Annotated in this window: 15 protein-coding genes; 10 read left to right on the forward strand and 5 right to left on the reverse strand. The window is 40.4% G+C overall.

Annotation, left to right across the window (positions count from 1 at the left end):
- The first annotated feature begins 129 nt into the window (after positions 1–129).
- The 8 genes from BUA11_RS10025 to BUA11_RS10060 all read left to right on the forward strand — a co-directional run bounded on the left by BUA11_RS10025 (position 130) and on the right by BUA11_RS10060 (position 6,783).
- The gene (locus BUA11_RS10025) at positions 130–858 is read left to right on the forward strand and encodes a methyl-accepting chemotaxis protein (protein WP_245789727.1); all 729 of its coding nucleotides are present in this window, start codon (positions 130–132) and stop codon (positions 856–858) included.
- Between the two features lie 164 nt (positions 859–1,022).
- Positions 1,023–1,868, forward strand: coding sequence for a phosphate ABC transporter substrate-binding protein PstS family protein (locus tag BUA11_RS10030; RefSeq protein ID WP_072761112.1), 846 nt, complete (start codon positions 1,023–1,025; stop codon positions 1,866–1,868).
- Positions 1,869–1,987: 119 nt separating this feature from the next.
- The gene (locus tag BUA11_RS10035) at positions 1,988–2,851 is read left to right on the forward strand and encodes a PstC family ABC transporter permease (protein ID WP_084634451.1); all 864 of its coding nucleotides are present in this window, start codon (positions 1,988–1,990) and stop codon (positions 2,849–2,851) included.
- A complete protein-coding gene (gene pstA, locus BUA11_RS10040) occupies positions 2,848–3,687 on the forward strand; it encodes a phosphate ABC transporter permease PstA (RefSeq protein WP_072761114.1) in 840 nt (279 codons plus the stop codon). The genes BUA11_RS10035 and pstA overlap by 4 nt, the downstream gene beginning before the upstream one ends.
- The gene (pstB, locus tag BUA11_RS10045) at positions 3,687–4,457 is read left to right on the forward strand and encodes a phosphate ABC transporter ATP-binding protein PstB (RefSeq protein ID WP_072761116.1); all 771 of its coding nucleotides are present in this window, start codon (positions 3,687–3,689) and stop codon (positions 4,455–4,457) included. The genes pstA and pstB overlap by 1 nt, the downstream gene beginning before the upstream one ends.
- Before the next feature lie 31 nt (positions 4,458–4,488).
- Positions 4,489–5,136 carry a phosphate signaling complex protein PhoU gene (phoU, locus tag BUA11_RS10050; RefSeq protein ID WP_072761119.1) on the forward strand — a complete coding sequence of 216 codons (648 nt, stop codon included), beginning with the start codon at positions 4,489–4,491 and terminating at the stop codon, positions 5,134–5,136.
- Positions 5,133–5,810, forward strand: coding sequence for a response regulator transcription factor (locus tag BUA11_RS10055; protein WP_072761121.1), 678 nt, complete (start codon positions 5,133–5,135; stop codon positions 5,808–5,810). Before phoU ends, BUA11_RS10055 begins: the two co-directional genes overlap by 4 nt.
- The gene (locus BUA11_RS10060; RefSeq protein ID WP_245789725.1) at positions 5,731–6,783 is read left to right on the forward strand and encodes a sensor histidine kinase; all 1,053 of its coding nucleotides are present in this window, start codon (positions 5,731–5,733) and stop codon (positions 6,781–6,783) included. Before BUA11_RS10055 ends, BUA11_RS10060 begins: the two co-directional genes overlap by 80 nt.
- A gap of 60 nt (positions 6,784–6,843) precedes the next feature.
- Here BUA11_RS10060 and infB read toward each other — a convergent pair whose 3' ends face one another.
- The 3 genes from infB to BUA11_RS10075 are packed head-to-tail and all read right to left on the reverse strand — an operon-like array spanning position 6,844 to position 10,466.
- Positions 6,844–8,901 carry a translation initiation factor IF-2 gene (infB, locus tag BUA11_RS10065; RefSeq protein ID WP_072761123.1) on the reverse strand — a complete coding sequence of 686 codons (2,058 nt, stop codon included), beginning with the start codon at positions 8,899–8,901 and terminating at the stop codon, positions 6,844–6,846.
- A gap of 21 nt (positions 8,902–8,922) precedes the next feature.
- Positions 8,923–9,915 carry an NAD-dependent epimerase/dehydratase family protein gene (locus BUA11_RS10070; RefSeq protein WP_072761125.1) on the reverse strand — a complete coding sequence of 331 codons (993 nt, stop codon included), beginning with the start codon at positions 9,913–9,915 and terminating at the stop codon, positions 8,923–8,925.
- A 17-nt stretch (positions 9,916–9,932) separates the two neighbouring features.
- Entirely contained in the window at positions 9,933–10,466 is a 534-nt protein-coding gene (locus BUA11_RS10075; protein WP_072761127.1) for a MarR family winged helix-turn-helix transcriptional regulator, read from the reverse strand.
- 303 nt (positions 10,467–10,769) lie between these two features.
- Here BUA11_RS10075 and BUA11_RS10080 point away from each other — a divergent pair, with 303 nt between their 5' ends.
- A complete protein-coding gene (locus BUA11_RS10080) occupies positions 10,770–12,401 on the forward strand; it encodes a phosphoenolpyruvate carboxykinase (ATP) (protein WP_072761129.1) in 1,632 nt (543 codons plus the stop codon).
- Positions 12,402–12,551: 150 nt separating this feature from the next.
- Positions 12,552–13,187, forward strand: a complete 636-nt coding sequence (locus BUA11_RS10085) for a peroxiredoxin (RefSeq protein WP_072761131.1) — start codon at positions 12,552–12,554, stop codon at positions 13,185–13,187.
- A gap of 65 nt (positions 13,188–13,252) precedes the next feature.
- On the opposite strand, the gene BUA11_RS10090 is transcribed toward BUA11_RS10085, so the two are convergent.
- Positions 13,253–15,730: a glycogen/starch/alpha-glucan phosphorylase gene (locus tag BUA11_RS10090; protein WP_084634454.1), complete on the reverse strand. Its 2,478-nt coding sequence runs from the start codon at positions 15,728–15,730 to the stop codon at positions 13,253–13,255.
- A gap of 204 nt (positions 15,731–15,934) precedes the next feature.
- On the reverse strand, positions 15,935–16,444 hold the full coding sequence (locus BUA11_RS10095) for a hypothetical protein (RefSeq protein WP_072761133.1): 510 nt from the start codon (positions 16,442–16,444) through the stop codon (positions 15,935–15,937).
- Positions 16,445–16,545 lie beyond the last annotated feature (101 nt).

Raw genomic sequence — 16,545 nt, forward strand, 5'->3', positions numbered from 1 at the left:
TTGGAAAAGAAAGGGAAGTAAGAATTTTTTGAAAAAATAAGAAAAAACGTATTTCAGGAGGCTAATCAAAAATATTTCTTTGAAGAGGAGGTTAATGCGGCTTCGGAGAGTATAAACAGCAGTTTGGAGATGTTCGTTCAGAATTTGGACAAGGCATCGGAATATTTGGGAAGTGTTGCAAAGAGCAGCGTTGAGTCGAGAACGGTTATGAAAGATACTTCGAACGCACTTGAGAAAACAAAAGAAAAAGGTGAGGAATTGTTAAGGTTGATAGGGGATTTGTCGAGCAAGAACGAGAAGATCGAAGATATGCTAAAAGGTATAACCAGCATAGCAGAGCAGACTAATTTGCTTGCACTGAATGCTGCGATAGAAGCTGCAAGAGCAGGCGAAGCAGGTAGAGGTTTTGCTGTCGTTGCCGATGAGATAAGGAAACTCGCAGAGCAGAGTAAGTCTTTTGTAGAGCAGGCAAAGGTTATGCTCAATAGCATTTTCGAGGATATTCAAAATATAAATTCAGATTATACGGGAACTTTGGAGAGTATAATGGAGAGTAGAGATAAGCTCAATGAGACACTTAAACATTATAGCGAGGTGAGTTCACAGATAGAGAGTATATACGAGATAATAAAGAATTTAACTGCAGAAGGTAAGAATGAGAAAAACAGCGTCGAAGACATAGTGAACGCAATAGGAGAGTTGGTAAAGTCTATGGAAGGAGTTGCGGGTGAAGTCGAGAAAGCAGATGTCAAGATAGAAGAAGTGAATCGAAAGATTGAGGAAATTAGAAATTCTATAGATAGCTCAACCGGAGATGTTGTAACTGGTATCGATAAGTTTAAAATTTCAAATTTATAACTCTATAATTACTTCACAAATTACCTCACAGCCACCAATAAGGTGGCTGTTTTTTTCATCTATTTTCTTAACAATTCTTAACATTCTAAAATCAAGGCTTAATTTTTGAATGAAATAATTAAGGCGAACTCTGTAAGGAAATTAATTCAATAGGAGGTGTCGGTATGGCAAGGTCAGTTTTAAGGAAGATATTAGGTTTGTTATTCTTGGTAGTTTTGTTCGCTTCTTCAGTAGTCTTTGCGAACAGCTTGGTTATAAAAGGTTCGAACACGATGCTCGAACTTTCACAGTTGTGGGTTGAAGAATTCGGTAAGATGTATCCAAATATCAAAGTAACGCTCGAGGGTGCAGGAAGTTCTACAGGAGTTGCGGCTCTTTTCAACGGTACAACAGATATAGCAAATTCAAGCAGATGGTTCAAAGATTCAGAAGTTCAGCAGATGTTCTCTCAGAAAAAGTGGTTCACACCAATTTTAATTGCTTGGGACGGAATTGCGGTTGTTGTTCACAAGGATTTACCAGTTAAGAACCTTACAATCCAGCAGATCAAGGATATCTATACAGGAAAAGTTACAAGATGGAATCAGATTGATCCAAACCTTCCAGCAAGAGATATAGTTGCATTCTCAAGAAACACAGCATCCGGTACGTTTGAAGTCTTCAAGGAAAAGGTTCTCCAAGATGAAAAGATGTCTCCAAGGGTTAGAATGCTTGAATCATCAATGGCAGAACTCGAAACAGTTGCAAAGACACCTTACTCAATAGCTTATTTCGGGGTTGGATATGTAGATAGTTCAGTTAAAGTTGTCTCGGTAAATGGTGTGCTTCCTTCAAAACAGAACATTCTCTCAGCTAAGTACCCACTCTCAAGACCACTCTTCATATTCGTTGATATTACAAAAGGTTGGCCAGAAGAAGGTCCAGTTGCAGAATACTTAAGATTCATTATGTCCAAGAAGGGTCAGGAATTAGTCGAAAAAGCAGGTTTTGTTGCAGCGCTTGGACAGTAATAGGGATAAACTGAGAAACTTTGGAACAACAGATAGAAACATAAAGAAAGCTTACTAGTGCGATAAGTCACACGCAAGTGTTAGAGATATTAGAAATATGAGATAGAAAGGGGATAAAAGTGAAGAGAGAACTCAGAGATAAAACCCGAAAGGCTTTGTTAGCGCTGACGTCAGCACTTGCGATATCGGTACTCTTTGGTGTGTATTTCTACCTAATCCGAGAATCGCTTCCTGCTATCCGCACCGTCGGTGCGGACCTCTTTTTGTCTGATCAATGGTACCCAGTCTGGGAACCAGGTGAGTACGGGATGCGTTCTTTAATATTGAATTCTCTTATTGTGACTGTCCTCGGTACAATTTTGGTACTACCAGTTTCTTACTTTATAGCCATCTACCTCCACGGTTTCGCATCTAAAAAGGAAAAGGCTGTTGTTCGAAGGTTCATTGAATACCTCTCCGGCGTGCCCTCAGTCGTCATCGCTTTTGTTTTTCTTACACACTTCAGTCCCCTGTTTGCCCAATTTGGTATCTATTCGCCACAAAATTTGTTACTCGCTCTTGCTGGATTGTTTTTCCTCACAATTCCAATCAGCACAGTTTTGATATTGGAATCCTTAGACAATGTTCCAAGAGAATTGGAAGAAGCGAGTGCAGCGCTCGGAGCGCTGCCATTCAAAACGTATGTCAGAGTCACATCCAAAGCCGCATTTCCAGGGATTCTAAACGCTGCGGTCCTTACGGCAAATAGGATAGTTGGAGAGACGATTGTCGTTCTCCTCCTTGGCGGTGGTGCTGCGATGGTGCCGCAAAAACTTACTGACCCGATGAAGACACTCACAGCAGCTATTGCAAGTGAAATGCCTGAGGCAGCTAGGTTTTCAACTCATTTCAGTGCTCTTTTCGTAGCTGGTTTGATACTGATTATTTTTTCGACCATCTTTGAGCTTATTTCCATCATGCTGCTGAGGAGGAGTAAGAGATGAAAAAGGTGCTGTCTAGTAAAAAACGAGGACTTGCAAAAAGCAATCTTGTAACTGCAAATGTTTTAAGAGTGTTGACATATACGATAGTTGTAATGATAGTGGTGCTATTCTTATTAGCTCTCGTTCCCGGATTAAAGTATTGGAGTTTGGAATTTTTCACTCAATTTCCAAGCAATCAGATGCGAGATGGCGGGATATTTCCGACGATACTCGGTTCTGCTATCTTAACAGTTGTCGCACTTGCAATAGCTGTCCCACTCGGAATATTGCTCGGTGTTGTGTTGTCTGAGTATAATCTCGGTTATATAAAGTTTGCGGTGACTATTTTGAGTGGTATTCCTTCTGTTGTGTACGGTCTGTTTGGTCTTGGGCTGTTCTGCATATTGATGAACATGCGCACGTCTATTCTGGCAGGTGGTCTGACTTTAGCGATAATGGTTATTCCGGTCATTTCTTCAGCCGTGTACGAAGTGATGAGGTCAATACCAAGAGAATTGAGGGAAGCGGCGTACGCTTTGGGTGCAAGAAAGAGTGAAGTTATATTTGATATGTTAATTCCAGCGGTGAAAAAGAGTATCTTAACAGTCTCGTTCGTAGGAGCTGGGCGCGTGATAGGAGAGACCGCACCTTTGATTCTCACTGCAGCGGTCTTCTACGCAACGCAGTTGCCAAGAAATCTCCTGTCCCCTGTTATGACTCTCCCAACGCACGTGTATTTCTTAACAGCTTCATACGGAAGTGGGGCTCGCTGGATGGCAGAAGGTGCGACTTCTGTGTTGATACTGCTCGTTATACTCGTTTACACAATAGCTTTTGCTTTTAGGAGGGAAAAGTGATGAAGGAAGTTTTTGGTGATTTTGTTATCGAGATCAAGAATTTTAATGCGTACTATGGAGAAAAGTTGGCAGTAAAAGATGCTAATTTGAAGATAATGAAGAATAAGATAACTGCGATCATGGGTCCGTCAGGATGTGGTAAATCGACACTTCTAAGGAGTATTAACAGGATAAACGACTTGATTCCTGAGTTCAAAGTGAGCGGGGAAATATTGTTCCATGACAGGAACATATACGATGAGGATGTTGATGTCTACGCATTGAGAAGAAGGATTGGAATGGTATTCCAAAAGCCAACGCCATTTCCGATGTCAATTTTCGAAAATATAGCATACGGTCTGAGACTTATAGGTGTTACGGATAAGAAAGAGATAAAGGAAAAAGTTAGGTGGTCTTTGGAAGTTTCAGCGCTTTGGGACGAAGTTAAGGACGATTTGGACAAGAGTGCTCTGAAGTTGTCAGGTGGTCAGCAGCAGAGGTTGTGTATAGCAAGAACTATCGCCGTTGAGCCGGAAGTGATACTATTTGATGAGCCGACAAGTGCACTCGATCCAATCGCAACACAGAAAATAGAATCGCTGATAGAAGAACTTGCAGAAAAGTTTACGATAGCTATTGTCACGCACAACATCGGGCAGGCTTCGAGAATTTCGGACTATACGGTCTTTATGTATAAAGGAGAGATAATAGAGCAAGGGTTAACTTCTTCGCTCTTAACAAATCCACAGCACGAATTAACTCAGCAGTTCTTAAGTGGTAAAATAGGATAAGAGTGTTCGGAGGATTATAGGAGGTGTGAGTATGAACAGCGAAAGGCACCATTTTGAAAAGGAATTCTCATTGCTGAGAGCAGAATTGTCAAAAATGGTCTCGCTTGTGATGGATACAATTGAGATGTCCTCATTTGCTTTCGAAAACTTGGATAGAAATTTGGCAAAAAAAGTAATTGAAATGGACGATGAGATAGACAATATAAACCGCGAGATAGAAGAGCTGGTATTGGATATCATCGCAAGGTTTAACCCGCTTGGAAAGGAATTGAGATACACAATCGCAGCGATGAAGCTTGCAAACAACCTCGAAAGAATAGGTGATCACGCGTGCAATTTTGCAGAGAGGACTCTCTGGATAATCGAGAATTTGCCAAACTTCAAACCTTCATTCCTTGTAAAAGAGATGTTCGGCAAAGTCATCGACATGCTCCAAAAAACTGTAACTGCGTTCTCAAGAAGGGATACGGAACTTGCAATAGAAACTTGGAAGATGGACGATGTAATAGACGAGCTCGACAGACGGATAACGAGCGAAGTCGAAGGGTTAGGAGCGCACGAGCTTGTTTTGAACGTTCTGTTTTCAAGAGACCTTGAGCGAGTTGCAGACCATTTAACAAATATATGTGAAGAAATCGTGTTTATAGAGACCGGAAGGGAGCTTAAAGAGTCACTATGACGGTGCTCGTTGTTGAAGATGAACGCGCTCTTGCTGAAAGTCTGGCAAGGCTTCTTCAAGGCGAAGGATTTGAAGTAAGTGTAGCGTATGGTATTAATGAAATGTACAAAAAGCTTGGAGAAATTTCTCCAAATTTGATAGTTCTTGACCTAATGCTTCCAGATGGGAATGCTTTGAACGAAATTCAGGATATAAAGTCGAATTTTCCGGAGATTGGAATTATAATTATATCAGCCAAGAATACGGATCTTGATAAAATCCTCGGCATAGAACTCGGGGCTGATGATTACGTAGGAAAGCCATTCAATCCAAGGGAAGTAGCGGCGCGTGTGAAGGCGTTTTTCAGAAGAACTCGGGGATTGAAAGAGGTCATAAAGTACGGTAAGTTGGAAATCTATCCAGATGATTATGTTGTTACTTACGATGGCGAACCTATTGAACTAACTACAAGGGAGTTCGAGATACTGAAATTGCTCGCCCAGAGGCCTGACAGAGTGTTTTCAAGAGAGCAGATTTTGGAAGAGCTGTGGAAGGATGAATTCGAAGTTTACGACAGGGTGGTTGATGTTCACATAAACAGCTTGAGGAAAAAGCTTGGCAAAAATTGGATTATCACTATTAGAGGCGTCGGTTATAAGTTCTCAAAGAAAGGGGATAAAGATTCTGAAGAATGAAATTATGTTCTTAAAGAGGGTTTTGGACAACGTCGATGAGTTGGTTTTCTTAATAGAAGGTACTAAAGTGAGTGAAATAAACAAGAAAGCTAAAGAATATTTTGGCGAATGCATCGGTGCGGATATATTCGATTTGTTGATCTTGGAAAAGGGGAACTTGCTGGTTGACGCGGTTCATGACGGTGAAGATAAAGATATTGTTGAATTTGAGGATAAAGTTTTTTCAAGCAAGAAAGGCGGATGGTTCTTCTTTCGAATTCGTTATTTGAAAGACGTCGGAGTTTTAATTTTGAAGGATAAAACGCAAGAAAAGTATCTTCACGACACGAAAATGAATATGTCGGTTTTGATTGCTCACGAGCTCAAGAATCCGATCGGAGTTATCAGCAGTGCTGTGTCTGAATTGATGGAAGAAGAAGATGATATTTCAAAGATAGAAATCCTTGCAAGAGTACAGAAGAATATAGAACGACTTTCAAGAATCATACAACAGATTGAGTATATAACGATGGCGCAGCTTGGTGTTTACACTCCGAAGGTTGAGAAGATCGATGTTAGAAAACTTGTTGACTTGGTTGTGGATGATCTGGAAGGATTGATAAACACAAAGAGAATAGAGGTTCTGAAAGAGATAAAAGTAGACTTTCTTACCGGTGATCAATTCATCCTGAGAACGATTCTGAGAAATCTACTGTCGAACGCAGTGAAGTACTCTTTCGAAAATTCAAAAGTTATTGTTGAGATCACGAAGGATTATTTGTCAGTACGCGATTTTGGTGTTGGTATTCCTGACGAAGAGCTTCCAAGGATATTTGAGCGCTTTTACAGAACTCCAACGGGTGTTCGAATGGCATCTGGATCAGGACTTGGTCTGGCCGTTGTGAAGCACCTTTCAAATTTGGCTGACTACAAGGTCGAAGTTGAGTCGCAGCATATGATTGGGACGAAGTTCACGGTTTATTTCAATAAGTAAACGATATAAAGGATTATATGGTGCTAATATGATAGAAAAAGCCACCTTCTCGGTGGCTTTTTATTCTTTTTCATCTTCTTTCTGTTCTTCAATAACTGCGGTAAGTTTTCTTGGAACCTTTTTGATTATGTAAAATTCCAATTCGTCGTTTTCCTTTATGTCGTCAAAGTTTTGGAATTTTATACCACATTCCTGCGGTGCGCTAACTTTGTTGACGTCTTGTTGGTAGTGTTTCAAGCTTTCAATCTTGCCTTCGAAAACGAGCGATCCATTTCTGTATATCCTTACGAATCCGCTCTTTTCTACGTAACCTTCGTACATTTGGACACCTGCGATGTTTCCGTATTTGTGTATCTTGAAGACTTTCTTTATCTCACCATAGCCTGTCTTCTCTTCTACCTCTTCTGGTTCAAGCATACCTTCGAGTGCAGCTTTCAAGTCTTCGAGGAGTTTGTATATAATCGTGTATGTCTTAATCTGCACACCTTCAGACTCTGCAAGCCTTGATGATTGAGAGTCTGCTTTTACTCTGAATCCAAGGATTATCGCTTCTGATGCGGATGCAAGCATGACGTCGCTTGAATTTATCGCACCGACTGCCGCATGCACAACATCGATGTCGATTTCGTTTGTTCTCATCTTTGCTATGGCATTCTGCAATGCCTGCAATGAACCAACCGTGTCCGCTTTGAGTATCAGTTTTACTTCCTTTTTCTCTTCTTCCTGCATCTTCTTGAGTATTTCTTCGAGTTTTATCTGGCGTTTCTTTCTGAGTTCTCTTGCTTCGAGCTCTTTGACTTTTTCAACTATTTCTACAGCTTTTTCTTTGGACTCAACGACGTAGATGATGCTGTGCGGATCAGGCAGCTCTTCGAAACCGACAATCATCACGGGTGTAGATGGCTCTGCTTGGTTTATCCTTTTACCTTTGTCATCTATTAGAGCTTTTACTTTTCCGAACGATTTTCCAGCAACTATGTAATCTCCGACTTTGAGTACGCCATCTTTAACAACGGCATTTGCGACTGGACCGTATCCTTTATCGAGTCTCGTTTCGATTATGACCGCTCTTGTTGGAGATTCAGGAATGCTTCTGATATCCTGCATCTCTGCGACAAGGAGTATCATTTCAAGGAGTGTATCCACGTTGATTCCATTCCTTGCCGAGATAGGAACAACTATCGTGTCTCCGCCCCAGTCTTCTGGAATGAGGTTGAGTTTTGTCACGAGGTCTTGTTTCGTAAGGTCTACATTTGCGTTTGGCTTGTCTATTTTGTTTATCGCTACAATTATAGGTACGTTTGCAGATTTTGCGTGGTTATACGCTTCAATTGTCTGAGGCATAACGCCGTCGTCTGCTGCAACAACGAGCACGACTATATCCGTTGCCTGAGCACCACGTGCGCGCATTTCTGTAAACACTTCGTGGCCCGGCGTGTCTATGAATGTTATCTTCTTACCATTCACCAGAACCTGATATGCACCTATACTTTGTGTAATTCCACCTTCTTCTTTTTCGGCTATTTTCGTTTTTCTGATGTAATCAAGTAATGTAGTCTTTCCGTGGTCAACGTGTCCCATGACAGTAACTACAGGAGGTCTGTTAACAAGTTTGCTCTTATCTTGATAGAGAATCTCGAATTGTCTTTTGAATTCATCGAGCGGATTTTCTAGTTTAACTTCCTCTTTTACCGTTTCTTCTTCGAATGTCAATCGGACATCATACATCTTAGCGATCTTCTTCGCCAAAGAAATAGAAATTGCCTGACCGGGTCTGAGAACTTCACCTTTCATGAAGAAGTCCTGAATAATCCTATTCTGCGGAATTTTAATCTTCTCCGCAAATTTATCGAGCTTCAAATCGTCTTCTGTTATGTGAACAGGAGGCTTTTTTGCCTCCGCTTTTTCTTTTGCGGGCTCTTTTGCTTTGGTAACTATTATCTCTTCTTCCTCGTCAAGAGTTTCTTTGTATATATCAAGGAGTATATTCACTGTTTCTTCATCGATGTAGCTCATGTGACTCTTGACTTCAATGCCAAGCTCCTCCAACTCGTGGAGTAACTCTTTCGTGTCCATATCTAATTGTTTTGCTAATTCGTAAACCCTTAATCTTGCCAAAAAATCCACCTCCCGTAGAACTCAGATAATATTATAACACATTCTCCCGTGTTTATTCAATTCGTTTAACCAATTGAAAAAATCGTGTACCGAATCTTCAACTTTTATTAGTGAGTACGGGATTGTGGATTTCAACTTTTCGTTGGAGAACTTATAGTTCAGACGTATAGTGTGCAAAGCATATGGAACGAATTCCGCAGGGATCTTGAGAATGACGTTTGCGATAAGTGAAACATAGCTTAGAATATCTGCTGTTGTGTCATCGAGCACTTTGAATTCACGTGCGCCACAAAGTGCTGGAAGCTCCTCAAATCTGATATCGTGTCCTGATACTATGTATCTTTCCTTCGATATCTTCCCAGACTTTAGTGATTTGTACAATTTCACAATCGAATTGGCTACGTCTCTAACATCTACAAAATCAAAACTGCCTCTGACTGTGTATTTTAGCTTCCCACCTCTGTACTTTTTCATTACGCGAGAGAAGTAAGAATCTTTGTAATCGTACGGTCCAAATATGCCAGTTGGGAATACGATGAATCCATCAAGTCCATCTTTGAAACTCGATTCAACGAGCTTTGTCGCTAAAGCTTTTGACTTTGCATAGTCGTCGATCACGCGGTCTTCATCTACTGGAGTTTCCTCAGTAATAGTGCTTCCTTTTTCAATTTCTGCAAAAGCATGGACACTGCTCACATAAATTAAAGGTATCGATTTGCTCTTGGCATGTTCGATTATGTTCTTAGTGCCGTCAACGTTAACAGAGTACAATAATTTTCTTTTAGTCGGGGTTATCGCTATCAAAGAGGCTAGATGAAAAATGGCATCAATACCGTTAAGTGCATAAGAAAAGTCGTTGCGGACATCCCCGTAGAATATCTCTACAGGTAGCAACTGCAAAGATACCAAATTGTCCGTTGGATGGACTAAAATCCTGACTCTTTCGCCAGACTCTATCAATTTTCTAACGAGGACATTTCCAAGATGTCCCGTACCACCAGTGATAAGGACCATGCAAACCACCTCTGCACTTAGTGATTTCTGATTTCCATTTTCTTTGAAAATTCCGCAAGCATTTTGAATGATTCTGTTAGTTTTTTTAATTCTCCTTCATTCATAGACGAGACTACCTCATTCAACAAATTTCCAAAAGAACGCTTAAATTCGTTAAATATAGCCTTTCCTCTTGGGGTAAGGGTTAGGTAGGAATGTCTCCTGTCTTCGATATCCTGAACTGCTTGTATGATTCCTTTCTTTATTAGAAGTTTCGTAGCAACACTGACTGCTGATTTTGAAATGTGGAGCTTTTTAGAGAGGTTTGTGTTTGACACATCTTTTTGGTTATCCGAAATAGCGGTGAATAGGAAAACGTAAAGTTCAGTGGTGCTCATATCTTCAATTTCCTGAAATTCAGGAAGCAAACTCACCATGTTCGTGATTATGTTTAGTATGTCCGAAAGCACTTCTTCAACGCATAGCGCATTCCATAGCTTTTCGGGTTCGTGAATTGTTGATTTTTCAGCAGCCGAGATGTCAAAACTACTATTCAAGCTTTTGTTAACCACTATGTATCCTCCCTTCCAATTGATTAACGCACTTTTCATTCTTCATTATATTAGACTGTTAATTTATTAAATAGTTCAAAAGATAAACTAATTTTTTTAGTCAATTTGTGATAAACATTCGAAAATGGTAGGTTAAGTGCATTTAGAGGTAATTATTTGTGTAAACTTTTACATGCTTTGTTATGCGCGAGTATGTGGAATTATGCTAAGTTTAAGCTTATTTCACAAACGGTTTAGAATATATATACACTATGCACGAAGAATATTTCTTTTGTTTATTCGCACTTAGAGAGGAGGCTTCTTATGGCAACTAAGGGAAGGTGGCAGTGGGGTGAGGTTAACAAGTCCAATTTTTCTAAGATCCGCACGACTATCGAGAGTGCGTTTTATGGTAATAACGTTGAACTTTTGACCTCAAGGAGAGAAGCATACAAAAAAGCTATGAAGTCTCCCGGCACGATAGTGACAGATTTACCGGTGTACAAACCCGAACTCTTGAATCTTGATGAAGGCACGAAGATCTTACTTTTCAACGATGGCGCTGTTGTCGGAAGGTTTTCAGGCGCAAGGAAGATAATCGGTATGCCGAATGTTAATGAAGATGTACTTGCGGAAGTTGTGAGAGAAGCAGTATATGGAACAAGATTTAGAAAGATGCACCATGCAATAAGCTATACCGGACTTCACGAAGATTTCATGGTTAAGAACCATATACTTATACCAGAGGGCTTTGAGAATACTGTATACAATTGGCTTCTGAATTTTCAGGATTTAACACCTGAGTATTCTTTGATGTACGAAAGATCTAAGGTTTTAAACGAGCCTGACATATACATATTCACAGATCCGGATTGGACTCATCCGGACTTTCCCGGAGGGCTTGCGTTATTTGACCCGAAGAATAATTGTGCTGCGCTGCTTGGTTTGAGATATTTTGGGGAGTTCAAGAAAGGAACGCTCACACTCGGTTGGTCGGTTGGAAATAGACAATCGTATGTAGCTTGTCATGGTGGCTTGAAGAAGTATGAATTTGACAGTCGAAGGTACGTTGCTGCGTTTTTCGGATTGTCTGGCTCAGGAAAATCTACTCTCACACATTCAAAGCACAATGGAAAGTACAATATCACAGTTCTTCACGACGATGCTTTGGTAATTAATCTTGAAGATTTGTCCTCAATAGCACTCGAACCTTCCTATTTTGATAAGACATCCGATTATCCGCTGACAAGCGAGGATAATAAGTTCCTTTTAACCATACAGAACTGCGGAGCGACTGTTGACGAACACGGTCGAGTTGTTCCGGTAATGGAAGATATCCGAAACGGAAACGGAAGGGCAATCAAGTCAAGGTTATGGTCGCCAAATAGGGTGGATAAGATAGATGAGCCAGTGAATGCTATCTTCTGGATAATGAAAGACCCTGTTTTGCCACCGGTTGTGAAAATAGAAGATCCAATCCTTGCATCGACGATGGGTGCAACGCTTGCAACAAAGCGCACGTCAGCGGAAAGGCTGCTCCCCGGTGTTGATCCAGAAGCTTTAGTCTTTGAACCGTACGCCAATCCGTTTAGAACTTATCCGCTTTCGGAAGATTATGAGAAATTTAAGAAACTCTTTGAAAAAGGTGTGGAGTGCTATATCATAAACACTGGATTCTATTTGAACAAGAAGGTACCGAAAGAGGTGACTCTCGAAATTGTTGAGAACATTGTCGAAAAGAAATCGAACTTTATCGAGTGGTTCGGCGGTCTTAAGATTATGGAGATACCAGGATTCGAAGTCAAGACATCGGAGTATGAATACAGAGAACTTTTAAGGGTTTCGCTTGAAAAGAGGATAGAATTCATAAACCAAAAAGACGGCGAGAACCAGGGATACGACAGACTGCCAAGAGAATGTAGAGATGCAATAGAAAATCTGATAGCTTTGCTTTAATTTTAGAAAAAGATATAGTCGTTTAATAAATTTAAAAGTAACTAAACAGAAACACCTCCGTTATTGAAAATGATTTGGATAATATATATAATTAGATTGTGTCTAAAAACAAACACGATGTAGATAACAAGTTTATGAGGAGGTGTTTTTATGGGTTTGCCACTTATTGGAGAAAGGGCTCCTGAGTTTACAGCGAAGACAACGCATGGAGTTATAAACTTTCCAAAGGATTACGAAGGCAAATGGGTAGTGCTTTTCAGCCATCCGGCAGATTTCACACCAGTTTGTACAACGGAATTTGTTGCGTTCCAAAAGAGGTACGATGAGTTCAAAAAGCTCAACGCAGAGCTTATAGGTTTGAGTATCGACCAGGTGTTTTCACATATCAAGTGGGTGCAGTGGATTAAGGAAGTGCTCGGTGTTGAGATTAAGTTCCCAGTAATCGCAGACGATAGGGGACAGATAGCTGAACTCTTCGGTATGATTCACCCGGGAAAGGGTACAAACACTGTGAGGGCGGTATTCATAATCGATCCGAACGGTGTTCTTAGAGCGTCCCTGTATTATCCACAGGAGCTTGGAAGGAATATGGACGAAATACTGAGAATGATTAAGGGATTGCAAGTTAATGATCAGTACAAAGTTGCTCTTCCTGCAAACTGGCCGAACAACGAGCTTATCGGTGATGAAGTGATAATTCCACCTGCAAGCGACTGCGAAACGGCAGCAAAGAGGCTGCAAGAGTACAAGGGATTCGATTGGTGGTTCGTTCACAAGAAGCTTTAATAGATCAGATATCTAAACAAGAAGGCTCCGGTTGATCCGGAGCCTTATGTTTATTTCCTTACTTATTAAACTTTCTGCGTCTTCCAGATGTCTCTTACGTACTCTTCTATCGTTCTATCGCTTGAGAATTTTCCGCTTCTTGCGATGTTCAGCAGTGATTTTCTGTTCCATTCTTGTTTATTTAAGAACAGCTCCTCAATTTTTTTGTGCGCCTGTGCGTATGCATCGAAGTCCGCGAGTACAAAGTATTGATCTGGCATTGGTGCGTGTTTCCCATAAATTAATGTTTCGAATATGTCTTCGAAAAGTTCAGGTGTTTCCGGAGTAAAGTAACCCGTCCTGACCATGTCGAGTACTTTTCTTATTTTTTCGTTCTCGAGGTAAATACCGAACGGGTTGTACTTTCCTTTCCTTTTCGCTTCTTCTATCTCCTCAGCCTTTAGACCAAAGATAAGTATGTTATCTTCTCCAACTTCTTCAAGCATTTCGACGTTTGCACCATCTAACGTTCCAATTGTCAGTGCACCGTTGATCATGAATTTCATGTTTCCTGTACCGGATGCTTCCGTACCAGCTGTCGAGATCTGCTCGCTAATGTTTGCTGCAGGAATTATTATTTGAGCTGCTGATACGTTGTAATTTGGTATAAATACAACTTTGAGTTCCTTACTGACAATCGGATCATTGTTCACAACATTTGCAACGCTGTTTATGAGCTTGATTATGAGCTTTGCCATCCTGTAACCAGGTGCAGATTTACCCGCAAAGATAAATGTTCTTGGAACTTTCAAGTGTTTTCCTGCCCGTATTTCGTTGTAAAGGTGTATAACGTGGAGTATGTTGAGCAGCTGGCGCTTGTATTCGTGTATGCGCTTTACCTGTATGTCGAATAATGTATTTGGATCAATTACGATGTCGAGCTTTTCTTTCACGTATTTTGCAAGCCTTTCTTTGTTCCACATCTTAGCTTTGTCGAGCTTTTCTAAGAATTCGGGGTCATCTTGGAATATTTCAAGTTTCTTGAGCTCGTAAAGATCTGTGATCCAACCGTCGCCAATACTTTCTTTAATGAGCTTTGCAAGTGGTGGGTTGCATTCTAAAAGCCATCTTCTTTGCGTGACGCCGTTTGTCTTGTTGTTGAATTTCTCTGGGTACATTTCGTAGAAGTCTTTTAAAACTGTTTTCTTCAAGATTTCCGTATGCAGTTCAGAAACTCCGTTTATGGAGAATGAAGCGATGGAACAAAGATTCGCCATCCTTAATTTTTTGATATTCCCTTCTTCGAAGACAGACATGTTGATTATCTTGTGTAAGTCACCGTCGAATTTGTATGCAACCTCATTCAAGAATCTTGCGTTGATTTCTTCGATGATTTGATAATGTCTTGGGAGCATATTCTGGAACAGAGGTGCTTCCCATTTTTCAAGGGCTTCAGGCATTACTGTGTGGTTCGTGTAAGCGATTGTGTTCTTCACAATTTCCCATGCTTCTTCCCATGTATATCCTTCTTCGTCAAGGAGTATTCTCATCAGTTCAGGGATAGCCAAGGTTGGATGCGTGTCGTTCAGCTGTATAACTTCTGCGCTACTTAAATTGTACAGGTCGTTTCTGTACCTTCTTTTGTGCCTTCTGATTATATCTTGTATTGCCGCACTTACAAAGAAGTATTCCTGTTTGAGCCTCAGTTCGCGTCCTTGGAAGAATGCATCGTTCGGATAAAGAACTTTGCAGAGCGTTTCGGCAAGGTTTTTCTCGTACACCGCTTTTTCATAATTGCCTTTTTCAAATTCAGCAAAATTGAATTCGTTGAGTGCTTTGGGCTGCCAAAGTCTCAGTACCAAGACTATGTCGCTGTCGTATCCAGTTACGTATATATCATACGGAACGGCGAGGACATCGTATGTATCAACCCAGCGGAATCTGAGTCTTCCCTTTTCGTCTGTGTAAGCTTCGCTTCTACCGAAGAACTTAACTTTTACGCTTTCTTCAGGTTTTGGGAATTCCCAAGGGTAACCATTCTTCATCCAGTCATCGGGCACTTCCCTCTGAAATCCGTTCTCAATCTCTTGTTTAAACAGGCCGTATTGGTACCTTATCGTGTAACCGTACGAGAGATATCCAAGCGTTGCAAGGGAGTCTAAGAAACAAGCTGCAAGCCTTCCAAGTCCACCGTTCCCAAGTGCTGCGTCCTCTTCGAGTAATGCTATTTCGTCTAATGTCAGATCATATCTTGAAAGCAACTCTTTGATTTCGTCTTCAACTTGAAGATTGAGAATGTTATTGTAAAGTAGCCTGCCTATCAAAAACTCCATCGACAGGTAGTTAACGATTCTGAGCTCTCTTCTCTTCAGAATTTTTTCTTCGGTTTGTAACCATCTTTCTGCAATGATGTCCCGAACTGTGTTGGAAAGTGCAAAGAATTTTTGCATTATCGAAGAGTATTCAGGGGTTTCTGCCAAAGTATGTTTGAGGTGGTATTCAAATTGATTCTCGACGAAATCTTTCTTGTTGTTGGAGTTTACCTTAGAAATTGACTTAGACACTCTAATGCACCCCTTTGCTTATCTTGTTCCGTTGTTTTGGTTCAGAATTTGTTATCGAAACGGTTCCAAATATTAATTAATTTTAAAAAGCCAAGATAAAGTTTACAATAAAAAACATGAAAAGTCAATTACGGGTTTAAGCGGCCTTTTTCGGACTTATCTCTCGATTTTTCTCAATTTGGGGCGTCTATTTACTTCACATTGTCATACGAAGTAGTCGGTCAGTTCTGAGTGTATTTGTATTTCATATTCGTCGGGAATAAATTCCTTATCAAAGTACACTTCAAACAACCTTTCAAGTGCTGAATTTACAAGCTGGTTCAGTGAGTAGTCTTTTGTTAGTTCTTCATTTACAACGGCGTATACCTTTGACTGTTCAAGGATTACGACAGGTATCGGTTTTGACGTGTCCGATTCTAAGATTTCAGTATCGACTACATGCATTATCTTTTCAATAGCCATTGCCGATTGGTCATCTTTTGTCATCAACCATTCGATTGGCTCGTCTATCACAATTAAACCTGTTAGTTTTATCGTTGGGAAACCTTCCATAGGTGAGTAGAATTCAATTCTGAATTCACCGTAGAATTCATTGTTCATAGGCTTGAAGCTGAGTCTTGTTTCGTGCTTTGATAATTCATTCAGTATCTTTGAAAGTGCACTTTTCTCGCCTTTCTTGATATAAGTTACATTAACTCCGTCTAAGAATTTCATTATACTTCCTCTTCAAAGAAATATTTTTGATTAGCCTCCTGAAATACGTTTTTTCTTATTTTTTCAAAAAATTCTTACTTCCCTTTCTTTTCCAAAAGAGT

This window comes from Fervidobacterium gondwanense DSM 13020 (genome assembly GCF_900143265.1).
In the GTDB taxonomy this organism is placed as follows: Bacteria; Thermotogota; Thermotogae; order Thermotogales; family Fervidobacteriaceae; genus Fervidobacterium; species Fervidobacterium gondwanense.